Annotated in this window: 15 protein-coding genes; 6 read left to right on the top strand and 9 right to left on the bottom strand. The window is 67.5% G+C overall.

The window, feature by feature from the left end:
* Positions 1-287: 287 nt before the first annotated feature.
* Together NP511_RS06300 and NP511_RS06295 are read right to left on the bottom strand one after the other, a co-directional pair.
* Positions 288-1,334, bottom strand: a complete 1,047-nt coding sequence (locus NP511_RS06300) for a dipeptide epimerase (RefSeq protein ID WP_006650248.1) — start codon at positions 1,332-1,334, stop codon at positions 288-290.
* Positions 1,331-2,350, bottom strand: coding sequence for an N-acetyltransferase DgcN family protein (locus NP511_RS06295; protein WP_049964849.1), 1,020 nt, complete (start codon positions 2,348-2,350; stop codon positions 1,331-1,333). Before NP511_RS06295 ends, NP511_RS06300 begins: the two co-directional genes overlap by 4 nt.
* 192 nt (positions 2,351-2,542) lie before the next feature.
* Between NP511_RS06295 and NP511_RS06290 the strand changes: the two genes are divergently transcribed.
* Positions 2,543-2,728 (top strand): hypothetical protein, encoded by a 186-nt coding sequence (locus NP511_RS06290; RefSeq protein WP_006181288.1) that lies wholly within the window; start codon positions 2,543-2,545, stop codon positions 2,726-2,728.
* A gap of 54 nt (positions 2,729-2,782) precedes the next feature.
* On the opposite strand, the gene NP511_RS06285 is transcribed toward NP511_RS06290, so the two are convergent.
* Positions 2,783-3,703, bottom strand: coding sequence for a Vms1/Ankzf1 family peptidyl-tRNA hydrolase (locus NP511_RS06285; RefSeq protein WP_049964848.1), 921 nt, complete (start codon positions 3,701-3,703; stop codon positions 2,783-2,785).
* A 29-nt stretch (positions 3,704-3,732) separates the two neighbouring features.
* The gene (locus NP511_RS06280) at positions 3,733-4,116 is read right to left on the bottom strand and encodes a DUF5802 family protein (RefSeq protein WP_006181286.1); all 384 of its coding nucleotides are present in this window, start codon (positions 4,114-4,116) and stop codon (positions 3,733-3,735) included.
* 353 nt (positions 4,117-4,469) lie between these two features.
* On the opposite strand from NP511_RS06280, the gene NP511_RS06275 reads away from it, so the two are divergent.
* Positions 4,470-5,300, top strand: a complete 831-nt coding sequence (locus tag NP511_RS06275; protein ID WP_233274314.1) for a hypothetical protein — start codon at positions 4,470-4,472, stop codon at positions 5,298-5,300.
* Positions 5,301-5,385: 85 nt separating this feature from the next.
* The gene (locus NP511_RS06270) at positions 5,386-6,045 is read left to right on the top strand and encodes an ArsR/SmtB family transcription factor (RefSeq protein WP_049964847.1); all 660 of its coding nucleotides are present in this window, start codon (positions 5,386-5,388) and stop codon (positions 6,043-6,045) included.
* Here NP511_RS06270 and NP511_RS06265 read toward each other — a convergent pair.
* A complete protein-coding gene (locus NP511_RS06265; RefSeq protein WP_049964951.1) occupies positions 6,042-6,668 on the bottom strand; it encodes a hypothetical protein in 627 nt (208 codons plus the stop codon). The two genes, NP511_RS06270 and NP511_RS06265, sit on opposite strands and share 4 nt — an antisense overlap.
* 251 nt (positions 6,669-6,919) lie before the next feature.
* Positions 6,920-9,256, bottom strand: a complete 2,337-nt coding sequence (ppsA, locus tag NP511_RS06260; RefSeq protein WP_049964846.1) for a phosphoenolpyruvate synthase — start codon at positions 9,254-9,256, stop codon at positions 6,920-6,922.
* Positions 9,257-9,459: 203 nt separating this feature from the next.
* Here ppsA and NP511_RS06255 point away from each other — a divergent pair, with 203 nt between their 5' ends.
* Entirely contained in the window at positions 9,460-10,095 is a 636-nt protein-coding gene (locus NP511_RS06255) for a hypothetical protein (protein ID WP_211249091.1), read from the top strand.
* Here the strand turns inward: NP511_RS06255 and NP511_RS06250 are convergent, their stop codons facing one another.
* The 3 genes from NP511_RS06250 to thiC all read right to left on the bottom strand — a co-directional run bounded on the left by NP511_RS06250 (position 10,096) and on the right by thiC (position 13,898).
* Positions 10,096-10,995 carry a PhzF family phenazine biosynthesis protein gene (locus NP511_RS06250; protein WP_049964845.1) on the bottom strand — a complete coding sequence of 300 codons (900 nt, stop codon included), beginning with the start codon at positions 10,993-10,995 and terminating at the stop codon, positions 10,096-10,098. It abuts the gene before it with no gap.
* A gap of 48 nt (positions 10,996-11,043) precedes the next feature.
* Positions 11,044-12,378: an alpha/beta hydrolase family protein gene (locus tag NP511_RS06245; RefSeq protein WP_049964949.1), complete on the bottom strand. Its 1,335-nt coding sequence runs from the start codon at positions 12,376-12,378 to the stop codon at positions 11,044-11,046.
* A 74-nt stretch (positions 12,379-12,452) separates the two neighbouring features.
* Positions 12,453-13,898 (bottom strand): phosphomethylpyrimidine synthase ThiC, encoded by a 1,446-nt coding sequence (gene thiC, locus NP511_RS06240; protein ID WP_049964844.1) that lies wholly within the window; start codon positions 13,896-13,898, stop codon positions 12,453-12,455.
* A gap of 237 nt (positions 13,899-14,135) precedes the next feature.
* Here thiC and NP511_RS06235 point away from each other — a divergent pair, with 237 nt between their 5' ends.
* Positions 14,136-14,834 (top strand): phosphoribosyltransferase, encoded by a 699-nt coding sequence (locus tag NP511_RS06235; RefSeq protein WP_006650259.1) that lies wholly within the window; start codon positions 14,136-14,138, stop codon positions 14,832-14,834.
* Between the two features lie 103 nt (positions 14,835-14,937).
* The gene (locus NP511_RS06230; protein ID WP_049964843.1) at positions 14,938-15,666 is read left to right on the top strand and encodes a sporulation protein; all 729 of its coding nucleotides are present in this window, start codon (positions 14,938-14,940) and stop codon (positions 15,664-15,666) included.
* Positions 15,667-15,686 lie beyond the last annotated feature (20 nt).

Raw genomic sequence — 15,686 nt, 5'->3', positions numbered from 1 at the left:
CAGTTGAACGCTGACTCGAGGACGGCTTCGCCGTCGGCGACCGAGTGGGCGATGTCGGTCCGGACGCGAACCGGCAGTGGCCGGATCGATGGGCATGCGTCGCAGTCTTACTCTCGATACCGCTTGCTTGCCACTGTCCGACTCGGAACGCAAACACCCTAATTGTACGTTCATTTTCCGGTGATGGACCATCGAGCGAACGCAGCCGCCGGTCCGGCTGGGTGCCATCGAAGGAGCGCCGCTGCCGATTCGGGGACGGTCCGGCCGTCGGCGGGACGGTCCCGTGATCAGGACGAACCGAAGCCGGCACCCGTCCCGGACCGCTCGAGGGCGGCGAGGTCGATCCGACCGTCCGCAAGGGGGACGCCGTCGACGGGGTCGTCGGCGAGCAACAGCGAGCCGTCGAGGTCGGCGTAGTCGAGCAACGGCGCGAGGTGACAGGCCGCGGCGATCGAGGCGTTCGACTCGTTCATACAGCCACACATGACCTCGAGGCCGTGGGCCCGGGCGGCGCTGATCAGTCGTCTGGCCTCCCGGAGGCCGCCGCATTTCATCAGTTTCAGGTTCGCGATGTCACAGCGGTCCGCGATACGGGGGATGTCCGCGAGCGTTCGACAGGACTCGTCGGCGGCGATCGGCAGCGCCGAGCGCTCGGAGACGAACTGCAGCCCTTCGGGGTCCTCGGCGGCGACCGGCTGCTCGACGAACGCGAGGTCGAACTCGGCGAGCCGGTCGATCTTTCGGACCGCCTCGCGGGGGGTCCAGGCCTCGTTGGCGTCGACGAACAGCCGCACGTCGGGTGCGACCGATCGAATCGTCCGGACGATCTCGAGGTCGCGGTCGGTCCCGAGTTTGACCTTCAGGGTGTCGAACCCGCGCTCGAGGGCCGTCTCGGTCTTCTCCCGCATCCGATCCGTGTCGTCGAGCCCGATCGTGTACGAGGTCGAGAGCGTCTCGGCCGGGTCGAGTCCCCAGTAGCGATAGAGGGGCACCTCGAGTCGCTTCGTGACGAGGTCGTGGAGCGCGATGCTCACTGCGGCGCGGGCGGCCGGGTTCTTCCGGACCGTCTCGCGCATGCGGCGTTCGATCCGCTCGAGTTGGTGGGGATCGCCGACCGATTCGACGACTGCGAGCAGGTCGGGCAGGACGGCCGCAACGGTGGCCGCGGTCTCGCCGTAGTGTGTCGACGGGGCGGCGGCCCCGAGACCGGTCGTCCCGTCGTCGTCCTCGATCCGGACGTAGACGACCTCGGTCTCGGTCGTCGTGCCGCGGGAGATTCCGAACGGGTACTCCAGCGGCAGCGAGCGCCGCTCGAACGATGTCTCGAGGCTCATAGCAGCGCCTCGAGGACGTCGTCGGTTCCGAACCGGATGACGTCGTCGGCCGGCGCGCCGAGGGCGTCGGCGTATTCGGCGACTGCGTCGCTGGCGGCCGCGTCGTCCGCCAGCCCGGACGTGTTGAGCGCGCCGGCGACGACCTGCCCGTCCGCGACCGGCGCGGCGACGCTCTCGTAGAGGTCGATGTACGTCGGGATCGACGGCAGCGCGAACGACTCGTAGCCGTGGATCGCCTCCCGGCCGGCCTCGTGACAGAGGACGAGTTTATCGGCCATCGAACCGTGGAGAATGCCGAGCGTGACCGGCGAGTACGCCGGATGGACGATGCTGCCCTGCCCCTCGACGAAGAGGTAGTCGTGGTCGTCGCCGATCTCGAGGATCATCTCCTCGACCGCGCCGGCGGTGAAGTCGCTGACGACGCGGTCGATCGGGGTGCCCCAGCCCTCGATCATGATGCCGGTCTGGCCGGTCGGGACGACGGCGGCGTCGTGGCCGGCCGCGCGGGCGTCCCGGGCCAACTCCATCGTCGTCGTCATCTTGCCGACCGAACAGTCCGTGCCGACGGTGAGGATCACTTCGGCGTCGACCTCGTCGGCGACGCCCTCGGCCACCGTGAGGCCCTCGGGCGGCTTCCGGACGTCGCGCAGTTCGCAGTCGTTTTCCGCCGCCAATCGGGCGAACTCCTCGTCATCGGACAGGAAAGAGTGCAGCCCCGAGATCACGTCATAGCCGTTCTCGAGCGCGACTCGAATATCGTCACGCCAGCTTTCCTCGAGATCGCCGCCGATCGGTGCGATCCCGATCAGTAAGGCGTCGACGGCGTCGGCCTCGAGGTCGTCCATGCCTTCGACGATCGGTGCGTCCTGGACGTCCGGAACGAAGTCCGACACTCGTCGGCCGGCGCTGTCACGGTCGAGGACGGCGATGATGTCGTGGTCGGCGTATCGGAGAACCCCGAGCGCGGTCTTGGCTCGGTCGGGAAACTGTTCGTGGGCAAGAATTGCGACGCGCATATCGGGACCTAGACGGGTGGTGATTAAAGTGGTGCGATCGGAATCGGCATCGGGGCGGTCCGGCGGTCGCCCCCGTAAGCCCTTCTTTCGGTCACGGTCCCGTTCACGGACCCACCGTTTCGGTTCCCGGATCGATCGATCGATCAGCAACGGTCGGTAGACTTATGACCGTGCGGCGTGGCACCATGTGACATGAATGGTGTCCTCAACGAGACGACGAACAAGATCCACAAGCACGAACACGGTCGTTCGGACTTTCAGACGACTTGTGGCGCGACCGCCCACGTCGCCCACGAGGATCTCCGACTGATCCCCGTCGAACAGGCCGACGACGCGAACCGCTGTGGCCGCTGCTTCGAGGACGGCGGCGGCTACTGACCCAGACGTACTATTGTCACCGGTTTCCGGTAACCCGCAGGACGGCGGCGGCTACTAGAGGACTCGCAGTTCCGTCGTCCAGAACGACCGATAGGCGTCCTCGAGCGCGGATTCGGGATCGCCGGTCGCGTCGACCGCGGCGGTTCCCGCCGGCTCGAGGCCGACTTCAGCGACGAGCGTGTCGACGACGCCGCGCTGGCCGACGACGAACAGTCGATCCACGTCGCCACGGCGTGTCGCGACGGCCTCGCGACAGCGCTCGAGGTGGTCGTCGATCTGTTCGTCACGGATCCGTTCGAACCGGGCCTGTGAGAACCCGCCCTTCGAGTGGGTGCCCTTGACGTCGCTTTCGAACCCGCGGTAGTCGATCCGCTCGTTGCCATCGTAAACCCCGAGCGCGAACAGGTCCGTCCGGACCAGCGCGAGGGCGTGGCGGCCGGTCGGCAGGAAGGTCTCGCGGTCGATGGCGAACCCGTCGTCCCACGTCGGCTCGAGCGTCGGCTCGACCGGCGGCGACAGGGCCACCGCGATCAGGCCGTCGTCGTCGACACAGCACAGACACGGCGCGGCGTCCTCGAGCAGCGCAACTCGGTCGCCGAGCGGCTCCTCGAGGGTCGACCGGACCGATTCGGGTAACCCAGACTCATCGACCGCGACGGTCAACGCGCCCTCCGGCCCCGTCCGGAACGAGTCCAGTCGGTCGAGGATCGCCTCGAGACGTCGTCCCCGGACCTGTGTCCGGCGACGGACGGCGACGCCGTCGTCGGCGTCGTCGACCTGCTCGAGTTCGCCCTCGAGTTGGGCGATCCGGTCCTCGAGACGGTTGACCCGCTGTTCGGCCTCCTGTCTCGCCGTGGCCGCCTCGGCCCGGCGGTCGGACTCGGCCTCGTAGCGCTCCCGTAACCGCTCGTTTTCGTCCTCGAGGTCCTCGATGCGCTCTTTGAGCGACGCACGGCCGAGCAGCTCGTCGATCATTCGGCGGAAAACGGGAAGCGAGCCTACTTCTAGGTTCCGGCGTTGGACAGGTCCGTGCCGGCCGGGTCGGGTTGCCAGCCGCCGGCGAACTCGAGCAACCGACGGGCGCAGTCGCGCCGGGCGAGAAACACCTCCCGGAGCGACGGCGGGTTCCTGATATCGGTCCCCTCGAGCATCGACTCGGGGAGCGCGAGCGTGTTCGTCGGGACGTTCTCGCCCCCGTGGACCGCGAAGTGTCGCGACTCGAGTTTCATTACGAGCGGGGTATCGAGCCGCTCGAGGCCGTCGCCGCTGGCGTAGACCTCCTCGTTGAGCCGCTCGTGTTGCTCGCTGTGCATGAGTGCGTGATCGCCCTCCGTGGGAGTCACGTAGAGTCGTCCGAGATAGTAGCTCCGCGAGAACACCTCGAACATGGTGTTTGGTGACAGGGGACGCACCGATATAACCCTTTTCGGACAGGTTTAAATCGACGCGCTAACAGACCGGTCCGTCGGTGAGGCATGATTCGGTTCCGGGTCGCGGCCGCTCGGCGGTCCGGTAGGGAACGTCGACGCTACCGCCGACGGTTCCGCGGTCCGTGAAACGGTTCGAACGGTTGGTGACCGAACCGTTCGTGAGACCCGATCGGCGGCGACGGTCGACCGGAAACGACGACAACTCCGCCCGCCTTGAACGCTCAAACGGTACCTCGACCGACGATGAGATCGATAAAACGGTCCGAACGAAGGTCCGTCTTTTTACTATGTTCCCGCAGACAACACACACGATGACAACCACTCGGTCGGTCGCCCTCCTGGTGGCCCTCGCAGTCGGCCTCACGGTCGCGCCGCTTGCGAGCGGTGCCGTCGTGAGTCCGTTCGCCGAGCCCGCCGCTGGCCAGAACGAGTCGGTAGCGGGGAACGCCTCCGTCGGAACGCTTCTGCAGGCGAGCGCGGCCGATACGGAAAGCACAGTCGATTCCGAGCAGTTCGAAGCCGCCCTCGAGAACGCGGCCAACGAGAGCCGGTTGCTTACCGACCGGACGGCCGACCTCGAGTCGCGGTTGGCCGACCTCGAGGCCGAACGCGATCGCCTCGAGGCCGACTACGAGAACGGCACCATCACGAAGGGTGCCTATCGGTCCCGGATGGCGAAGCTGACGGTCGAACTCGCCAGCCTCGAGCGGTCGATCGAACGGACCGAACGCCACGCCACCGAGGCTGGCGTCGCGGCGGACCGCCTCGCTGATCTCCGCGGAAACGCTTCTGCGGCTCGACAGAGCGCGGCGGAACGCGGTGGGCCCGGCGTCCGCGGCGTCGCTCGCGGGCTAGCCAACGGCGGTGGCCCGCCGGACGATGCCGGCCCGCCGGGCGACCGTGGCGGTTCGGACGGTCCGGCGGCCGACCCGGGCAAGGAGTCACCGGGAAACGGACCGGATAACGCCGGCTCCGCCGGGAACGCGACTGCGAACGGGTCCGGCGGTCAGTCCGCCGGGAACGGCGACGGCGGTGGACCACCCGAAACGACCCCACCGGCGTCCGGTTCGGGGGAGACTCCTGACAAAGGAGCCAACGGCGAGTCCGCAAGCGGTTCGAAGTCGACGGATTCCGACGACTGAGCGTCGTCGCTCCGCCTGAGCCGCTCGCCGTCGCGGATCCGGCAAGCAGACACGCTTTTCAGCGGTGACCACTTACCCACGCTCGATGGATTCCGCCGCGTTGTTGGACTTACTCGGGAACGAAAACCGGAGACGGATCCTTCGGTTGCTCGCCCGCAAACCGTGTTACGTAACCGAGATTTCGGAGTACATCGGCGTAAGTCCCAAGGCGGTCATCGAACACCTGCGGAAACTCGAGGAAGCGGGGTTAGTCGAGAGCCGGGTCGACGACCAGCGGCGAAAGTACTTTCATATCGCTCGGAACGTCCGGCTGGAAGTGAACGTCTCCCCGTACGGCTTCGCCAGCAAGAGCGCGTATCCCGCCAACAGTAGCTTCGATATCACGACCTGTCGACACCTCTCGATGGACGTCTCCTGGGACGACACGGACGACCTCGACGAGCTGCTCGCGGCGCTGGAGGATCTCGAACAACTGGAGAACGAACTGTCGCTGGCCCAGCGCTGGGTGCAGGGCCAGCTCTGTGAGGTCCTCGATCACGTGTCGGAAACCGTCGGCGCCGGCCCGGAGAGCCGGATCTACGCAGACCTGCTCGCGAGCATCCGGACCGAACCCAAGTCAGTCGGCGAACTCAGCGACGACATCGACGCCCCGCGGGAGGTCGTCGCCGAACTCCTCGAGGTGATGGCCGACAACGGCGTGGTTCGACGGACCGAACGCGGCTGGGAGCTGACGACGAACGGTTAGATATCTCGTGCGAGTCCGTCGCGCAGGTCGCGACCGAAGTAGTAGCCGACGACGGCCGCGAGCAACCCAACGGTCGCGCCGACGGCGACCAGCGACTGGCCCGAGCCGACCGCTGCGAGAACGGCGTTGTTCAACACCGCGGCGATACCCCCGACTGAGACGCCGGCGATTCCCACCTCGAGATAGCGCCGCTTCGACGCGACGAGGCCGACGAGGAAGGCGACGCCGAACATCCCGATCAGTCGGCCGGCGACGGGCAGCACGGTCGAACCGCCCACCAGACCGACCCCCAGCAATGCCACGAGTGCGAGGTACTCCTTCGGCGAGAAGTATCGACCCAGCGAGAGCCGCGACGTGATCGGCGCGAGCCACGACCGCGAGTCGTCGCCGTCGTCGGCCGCCTGTTCGGCGTCGCGGTCGGTCCCGGTGCTGGGACCGAGCGACGAGTCGCCCAGCGGGTCGTCGATCGGGGCTGCCGGCTCGCTCCCGGCGGCGTCGGCTGCCGTCCCCGCGTCGCCGACGTCAGTGCCCGAGTCCGAGAGCAGTCGGTCCGTCTCCTCGAGGAGGTCGTCGGTGGCGGCGGGATCCCGACTCTCGGTCACCTCGTCCGAGCGATCGCTCATGCTCGAACGGAGGGCGGCCGTCGGCATGGGCCTTTCCCCGGCCACAGGCTATCGGTCACCGGCCGTCCCACTGGCCCCCGAGCTGGCTCGGCCCGGCGATCGCGGTCGCGGCCCCCGGCGTCGGCCTCGGCTTCCTCGTCTTCGCGGGACAGGCGTACTCGTGGTGACGGCGGCCATCGGGGACTGCGACGGAGCTACTGGAGACTACTCGAGGCGCGGGTGACCGAAAAAGAGCGTAAACGAACGGGCCGTTAGCGGACCGAATCGAGCAGGAGCTTCTGTTCGACGCGTTTGACCTCGTGTTGGACGTCACGGACGGCGTCGATGTTCGCGGAGATCGACGTGATGCCCTCCTTGGCGAGGAACGTGACCATCTCGGGCTTGGAGCCGGCCTGCCCGCAGATGCTCGTGTCGACGCCGTGTTCGCGGCAGGTCTCGATGACGTCGCCGATCAGGCGCAAGACGGCGGGGTGGAGTTCGTCGAACCGGTCGGCGACGTTCTCGTTGTTCCGGTCGACTGCGAGCGTGTACTGGGTCAGGTCGTTCGTCCCGAAGGAGGCGAAGTCGATGCCGGCCTCGGCCAACTCCTCGACCGACAGTGCGGCCGCGGGCGTCTCGATCATCGCTCCCCACTTGCGTTTCTCGGGGTCGATGCCGGCCTCTTTCATGCACTCTTTGGCCCGATAGACGTCCTCGGCGTCGTTGACCAGCGGCAGCATGATCTCGACGTTGTCGTAGCCCATCTCGTAGAGCCGCCGGAACGCCTCGAGTTCGTGGGCGAACACGTCGGCACGATCGAGCGAGCGTCGGATGCCCCGGTAGCCCAGCATCGGGTTGTGTTCCTCGGGCTCGTCGGCGCCGCCCTCGAGCTGACGGAACTCGTCGGTGGGGGCGTCGAGGGTGCGCACGCGGACGGGTCGGGGGTAGAACTCGTCGGCGACGCCGCGGATGCCCTCGACGAGTTCCTTCGTGTAGGCGTCGGTGCCGTTTTCCTCGATGAACTTCTCGGGGGTCTGGTTCAGCGAGAGGATCATGTGTTCGGTCCGAAGGAGGCCGACGCCGTCGGCACCCGTCGCGGCCGCGCGTTCGGCCGCTTCCGGGATCGAGACGTTGACCTTCACCTCGGTCGCGGTCATCGGCTTGACCGGCGACTGCGGGCGGACCTCCTCGACCGGTTCGGTCTCCTCCTCGGGTTCGACCGCAGAGCCCTCGAGGACCGAGCCCTTGTCGCCGTCGAGGGTGACGACCTGCCCGTCCTCCAAGACGGTCGTGGCGTTGGTGGTGCCGACGATGGCGGGCACGCCTAGTTCGCGCGAGACGATGGCGGCGTGGCTGGTCATGCCGCCCTCGTCGGTGATGATTCCCGAGGCCCGCTTCATCGCGGGCACCATGTCGGGCATCGTCATCTCGGTGACGATGATGTCGCCCTCGCCGACCTTGGCCAGATCGTCGAGTTTGGTGACGATCTTCGCGGGACCGCTGACCGTCCCCGGGCTCGAGCCGAGTCCGTCGACCAGAACCTCGCTCGAGCCGCTCGCGTCCGCGCCGGTACTCGCGCCCTCGGCGCTCTGGACGCTCCCGCTGCCGTCGGTCAGTCCGGCCGCGGCGTCGACGCCGCCGGCCGCGTCGGCTCCGTTGCTGGAACTCTCGTCGATGGTCGTGATCGGCCGGGATTGGAGCATGTAGACGTCGCCCCCGACGATGGCCCACTCGACGTCCTGGGGCTCGCCGTAGTGGTCCTCGACGCGCTCGCCGAGATCCATCAGCGCGTCGATCTCGTCGTCGGCGAGGACCCGTTCGTTGCGCTTGTCCTGTGGCACCTCGCGCTCGACGGTCTCGCCGGTCGCCTCGTCTTTCTCGTGTTTGACCTTCTTCTCGGCGACGGTGACGTCGACGTCGCGGTCCTCGCGCTCGACGACGTAGTTGTCCGGTGACACCGCCCCGGAGACGACGGCCTCACCGAGGCCCCACGCGGCCTCGATGATCATCGTCGGCTCACCGGTCGAGGGGTGGCTCGTAAACATCACGCCGGACTTCTCGGCGTCGACCATCTGCTGGACGACGACGGCGATGTTGACCGCCGAGTGGTCGAAGCCCTGCTCCTGACGGTAGTAGATCGCCCGCTGGGTAAAGAGCGACGCCCAACACTCCCGAACCCGGTCGAGCAGGTCCTCCTCGGTGACGTTGAGGAACGTCTCCTGCTGACCGGCGAAGGAGGCGTCGGGCAGGTCCTCGGCCGTCGCCGACGACCGGACCGCGACGAACGCTTCGCCGTCGCCGACCTCGCCGTAGCTCTCGAGTATCTCCGCGCGAAGCTCGTCGGGGAAGGGCGTTTCGAGGATGAGTTCCTGTGCGCGGTCGGCGGCCTCGGCCAGCGCACTCGAGTCGTCGACGTCGACGTCGACGGCCGCGAACAGTTCTTCGTCGATCTCGGCCTCTTCGATGAACGATCGATAGGTCCCGGCAGTTACGACGAATCCCGGCGGAACGGGCAGCCCCGCACCCGTCAGCTCGCCCAGAGAAGCACCTTTACCGCCGACCTTCTCGAGGTCGCCGGCACTGATCTCGTCCAGCCAGAGTACAGCCATCTCTAGTGAGTCACTCGCTGGAACCGATAAAGAAGGTTGCGAACAGTCGCGCCGGATCGCAACTCGGCCGCGAGGTAATTTACGGCACGGTTCCGTCGGTCGCCGCTGTCCGCTCCTGACTGGGTCGGTCGGAACCGCCGCTTTAGCAGTACTGGCGATCGTCTTCCCATAGCGACTATACGATTCCAGCGACTGTCATCGCTATGGGGCTTCGTAACTCGTTCAAGTGGACGATCGTCTATCGGGGAATCACCGTCGGGTCGCTGGTACTCGGGCTGGCGCTCGTCGGTGCCGGGCTGCTCGCCGGCTTCGGCTCCGCGGTCACCACGCTGTTTACCGACCCGCGCAACGCCGAGTCCGCCATCGAGCAGGCGGATCCGATCATCACCCTGCTGTTCGCGGCCGCGGGGATCGTCGTCTGGCAACTCGGCAAGACCTACGCGCTGTTCGTGACCTTGCCCCGTGCGGCGGGTCGGGCCGCCGGCCGGCAACTCGACGCGACCAAACTCGCAAGCGAGGTACAGGACGGACTCGACGACCGGCTCTCGGACCTCGAGGACGACCTCGCCGAGACGAAACGCGCCGTTCGGGCGCTGGAGAGCGACGGGCAAACGACGACCTTCGACGAGACCGACCGCCTCGAGGGCGAGACGGACCGGCCCTCGGAGCTGGAGCCGGCGACTGCGGAGACGAACCCGCCGCCGTCGAGCCCATCCGACGATCCGAGGACGGAGTCCGCGGACGATGGCCCCGCGAACGACCGGTCCGCGACGGGGCTCGACGACGATACCGAGCCGGCGGACGAAACCGGCGACGACGCGGACGACCCGCTGGCCTAATCAGGCCTCGAGGATGTCGTCCTCGTCGGCGGCGGGGACGGTGATCGAGCCGTCGAGGACGGTCACGCCGCGGCCCCCCACTTGCACGCCGTCCGCGAGCCGCACACGGACCGCGCCGGGCCGGTCGACGTAGTGGCCCTGCTCGAGCCGGAGTTCGTCCGGGAGATCGCCGTCGAACGCGCCGAACCGATCGAGGTAGGCGGCGACGGCGCCGCTCGCGGTGCCCGTGACCGGATCCTCCGGGACGCCGGCTCCCGGCGCGAACATGCGGCCATGCAGCGTCGATTCGGGCTCGAGCGCGTCGAAGGTAAAGAGGTAGACGCCGGTCGCGTCGACGTCGTCGGTCAGCGCTTCGATCGCGGCCATGTCGGGGTCCGCGTCCCCGACGTCCGAGAGGTACGTGATCGGGACGATCAGGAACGGCAATCCGGTCGAGGCGACCGCGAGCGGAATGTCCGCGCTCGCACCCTCGAGCGCGGCCCGGTCGACCCCGAGCGCGTCGGCCACCCGGTCGTAGCCCACGTCGACCTCTCGGATCGTCGGGTCGTCCTGTCGCATCCAGACCGTGCCGTCGGCCGCGAGGTCGATCTCGAGAACGCCGACGTTCGTCTCGAGGGTCGTCGTCCCGGGCTCGAGCCCCTCGTCGTGGAGGTGTGCGAACGTCCCGATCGTCGCGTGGCCACAGAGATCGACCTCCTGCGTCGGCGTAAAATACCGGACCCGGCGGTCGGCGGTCTCGCTCGAGCGCAGGAAGGCGGTCTCGCTGACTGCCATCTCCGCGGCAATTCCCTGCATCTGGTCGGCCGAGAGTTCGTCGGCGTCAGGGACGACCCCCGCCGGGTTCCCCGTGTGCGGTTCGTCGGTGAAGGCGTCGACCTGCAAGACTCGCGTCGTCTCCATACGACGTGGGTCGGGCGAGCGGCGTATGAATCCTCGGACCCACGGCGGCTACAACTCGCGAACCCACGTCGCGATGTCGTTGACGACCGCCTCGGCGACGTTGTTCCGGACGGCGTAGGCGACCGCCACCGGCTCGCCCTCGCCGGGCATGAACAGGTGATTGCAGTCCGCGTAGGTTTCGACGGTGGTCGCGCCCGCGAACGAATCGTCCCACTGCTCGAGGTCGTCGGCAACGGACACCTGAAAGTCCCGTTCGCCCTGACACAGCAGGACGGGAAGGTCGGTCGCCGCTGCGACCCCGAGGTGATCGTAGTCGCCGATGCTGTCCCAGAACGCGCCGGGTTTGCCGAGGAGCCGCTCGGCGGGTTCGTACTCGCCCGACCGGACTCGGTCGATCTCGTCGCCCCAGGTCTCGTAGGTTGCCGTCAGGTCCGCCCACTCGTGGCTCCCGACCGAGACCTTGTATTCGAGCTGCGAGAAGGTGAACTCGGGGTAGGGCCGTGCCGGCGGTGCGAGCCCGACGACGCCGGCCAGACTTCCGTCCCGATCGGCGATTCGAGGTGCTGCCCGGCCGCCGAGTCCGTGTCCGGCGACGACGATCCGGTCGGGATCGACGCCGTCGACGTTCCGGAGTCGCTCGATCGCGACCGCGGCGTCGTCGGCGGTGACGCGATCGAGCGTGTACGCCTCGGGCGCGACTTCACAGGCCGGAACCCGCTTGTCGTATCGCAGCGTCGCGACGCCCTCCATCGCGAGTCCCTCGGCCAGATCGGCGAACGTCTTGGTGCCCCCGCGCGGGGTATCGGCCGTCATCGGCCCGTCGTCGTGGACGAGGACGACTCCCGGAACGCCGTCGCCCGCTGCGGGCGTCGTCACCGTCCCCGGCAGCGAGCAGTCGGGCACCGAGAGGGACACCGACTGCGTCGTTATCGCGTCCGGATCGACGTACGACGGCCGCTCGTACTCGTCGCTGAGCCCGTAATTTCGCACCCGCGTCTCGCCGTCAATGACGACGGTACAGTCGTGGTCGCCGCCGTCGAACGCCGCGGTCACTTCGACCGCACGTAGCTGCTGGCCCTCCGTCACTTCCGTCTCGAGGATCTCCTCGAACGAACCGCTCGTAGTCGTCAGTGCCAGCCAGAGCCGCTCGAGGCGGCCGGGATCGCCGTATCTCGAGCGCTGGTCCGACCGGAACCGCTCGCTCGCGCGCTCGAACCGCCCGTCCGCGAGGTCCTCGACGAGCGCCGTCGCGACGTCGGTTGCGGCTGCCGGATCGTCCCCGTCGTCGCTCGTCTCGTCGGTGAGGAAGCCGGCACAGCCGGCCACTGCCGACGCTGTCGCAGTCGATACCGCCGCCAGTACGGTCCGTCGTCGGGGTGCCATCGATACCGAACCGACCACGGTCCGTCGGATAAGCACACTGTCGATTCTCCGTGACTGTAACGGACCCCGAAGGGTCAGTCGTCGCTCGGTTCCTCGAGCGGCACGTCGCCCTCGTGATCGGCCATCGGCGGCAGGTCGCCCGACCGGTGGGTCCCCACGGGCGGGCGGTTGACCGCGGCGGCCGGCGAGGCCTCGAGGTCGGTGCCGTCCTCGCCCTCGATGGTTTCCATCTCACCATCCTCGCGCGCATCTTGGTCGATCCGCATCGAACAGAACTCCGCGCCACACATCGAGCAGAAACGGGCTTCCTTGTAGTTGTCGCCGGGCAGGGTCTGGTCGTGGAACGACCGGGCGCGATCCGGATCGAGCGCGAGGTCGAACTGCTCGCGCCAGTCGAAGTTGTACCGCGCCTCCGAAAGCGCGTCGTCCCAGTCGCGTGCGCCCGGCCGCTCGTTGCCCACGTCGGCGGCGTGGGCGGCGATCCGGTAGGCCGCGAGGCCGTCGCGGACATCGTCCTCCTCGGGGAGCCCGAGGTGTTCCTTGGGTGTGACGTAACACAGCATCGCGGCCCCGGCCTGTGCGGCCATCGCGGCACCGATGGCGCTCGTGATGTGGTCGTAGCCGGGTGCGATGTCAGTGACCAGCGGTCCGAGGACGTAGAAGGGCGCGCCGTCACAGACTTCCTGCTGGCGTTCGACGTTCTCCGCGACCTTGTGCATCGGGACGTGGCCCGGCCCTTCGACCATTACCTGGACGCCGTGGTCCCAGCCGACGCGGGTCAGTTCGCCCAGCGTGTCGAGTTCGGCGTACTGGGCCTCGTCGCAGGCGTCCGCCAGCGACCCCGGGCGGAGGCTGTCGCCGAGGCTGAACGTGACGTCGTGTTCGGCAAAGATCTCGCAGATCTCGGGGAAGACCTGATACAGCGGGTTCTGCTCGCCGTGTTCCTCCATCCACTTGGCCATGATGGAGCCGCCCCGCGAGACGATTCCCGTTTTCCGGCCGTCGGTCAACGGCAAGTATTCGGCGAGGATCCCCGCGTGAATCGTCATGTAGTCGACACCCTGCTCGGCCTGTTTCTCGATGATCTCGAGCAACAGCTCCGTCGTGATCGCCTCGGGACTGCCCGCCTGCTTGACGGCCTCGTACAGCGGCACCGTCCCGATGGGTACCGGCGAGTGATCGACGTGGGCTTCCCGAATCTCGTCTAAGTCGCTTCCGGTGCCCAGATCCATCACCGTGTCCGCGCCGTAGTGGACCGCGGTGTGGAGTTTCTCGAGTTCCGTCTCGAGGTCGCTGGTCGTCTCGCTATTACCGATGTTGGCGTTGACCTTCGTCGCGAACTCGCGACCGATGATCATCGGATCGAGGGCGTCGTGGTGTCGGTTGGCCGGGATGACGGCCTGGCCCGCGGCGACCTGCTCGCGGACGTACTCCGGATCGCGGTTCTCTCGCTCGGCGACCCGCTCCATTTCGGGCGTGACCGTCCCGTCGCGGGCGGCCTGTATCTGCGTTTTCGACATCGATAACTAGGTTGTACTACTAGGTTATAAAACTCTCCCGCTCCCACGGCTCGGCGCTATCGTCTCGCTGACCGCCCGCTCGAGGGGCGGGGATACGTCGGCCCCTCACGGTCGTCGATCCGTTCGACGTCTCGCAGTGGTCCCGGCGACGGGGCCGCAATCGCTCGATCGGGGGTGAAACCAGTTTCAGCCGACTTAAGGGGCGCGGGCTCGAGGGGTCGCGTAGGTGGCCACCAGATGTCCGACTTACCGGACGATTTCGACTGTACGATAACCAACTGGGAGTACATCTACGGACTGTGTCGGGACGTCGCCGACGACGTGCGCGACGACGAGTTCGAGCCCGACGTGGTCGTCGCGCTGGCTCGCGGCGGCTGGTTCGCGGGGCGGTGTCTCTGTGACTTCCTCGGGCTCGACGACCTGACAAGTCTGAAGATGGAACACTACGTCGGTGCCGCCGAGAAGTCCGACGAGCCGAGCGTCCGCTACCCGATGCCCGAAGGCAGCGTCGAGGGCAAGGACGTGCTGATCATCGACGACATCGCCGACACCGGCGGCTCGATCAGTCGCGCGTACGACTACGTCGCCGACCGCGACGCCGGCGAGGTCCGTACCGCGACGCTGCAGTTGCTCGGCACCAGCGAGTTCCAGCCCGACTACGTCGGCGAGCGCTTGGAGGAGTGGACCTGGGTCGTCTACCCGTGGAACTTCATCGAGGACATGGTCGACCTGATCGCCGGTGCCATGGAGGCCAGCGACCGCGAGACGTTCACGGACGAGGCGATCCGCCGTGCCCTGACCGACCACCACGGCATCGAACGCATCGAGATGGAGATCGCCCAGCCCGACCGCCTCCCCGAGGTCCTCGCCGAGATGGAACGCCGCGAGGTCCTCGAGTCGGTCGGTGACGACCAGTGGGCGCTGGCCGGCGAGTAACGCTGCCACGCTCGCGGATCGCTCCGAACCTCGCTTTCTCGCCGTCGTCTCACGCCGCTAACCTAACAAAATATTTATGCCACGGCTGCGGCCTTTCGACCGCATGAAACGAGTCCTATCGAGACTCGGCATCGGTTCGGCGACGGTCGAGACGGTCCTCCCGCCGACCCTCACGGCGGGCGAATCAGTCGACGCGCGCGTCGACGTTACCGGCGGCAACGACAGTCAGGACGTTGAGAGAATCTACGTCGCCCTGGTGACGCGGTACGAGACCGACGAGAGCCACGGAACCGCGAAGCTCGAGACGGACGCCCTCTCGAATTCGTTTACGATCGACCCCGACGAGGAACGCTCGTTTACTGTCACCATCGACATCCCCTACCACACGCCCGTCACGTCGGATCGAACCGACGTCTGGCTCGATACCGGCCTCGACATCGACTGGGCGGTCGATCCGGACGACCGTGATCCGATCGAGATCGAACCCGACCCGCTCCGCGAGACGCTGTTCGACGCCCTCGAGTCACTCGGGTTCGCCCGCAAAACGGCGACGTGCGAGGCCACGGAATCGCTGTTCGCGGACCACCGTTTCGTTCAGGAACTCGAGTTCGTTCCCCGGTCCGGCCCCTTCGTGGACGACCTCGACGAACTCGAGGTCGTCACGCTGCCCGAGGGCGACGGCTTCGATCTGCTGCTCGAGATCGACCGCCGCGGCGGCCTGCTCGCCGAACAGTTCGACGCCGACGAGCGACACGAGCGCCTCTCGCTCCGGCCGGGTGACGAGTCCGACCTCGAGCGGCGACTCCGGACGGCGATCGAGCGAAGTCTCTGAGCGGCGGGCCCGAATGCCCC

The organism is Natrinema thermotolerans (assembly GCF_031165565.1).
Classification (GTDB): Archaea; Halobacteriota; Halobacteria; order Halobacteriales; family Natrialbaceae; genus Natrinema; species Natrinema thermotolerans.
The sequence above is the reverse complement of the archived record's forward strand: the minus strand, read 5'-3'. Positions and strand labels throughout refer to the sequence as shown.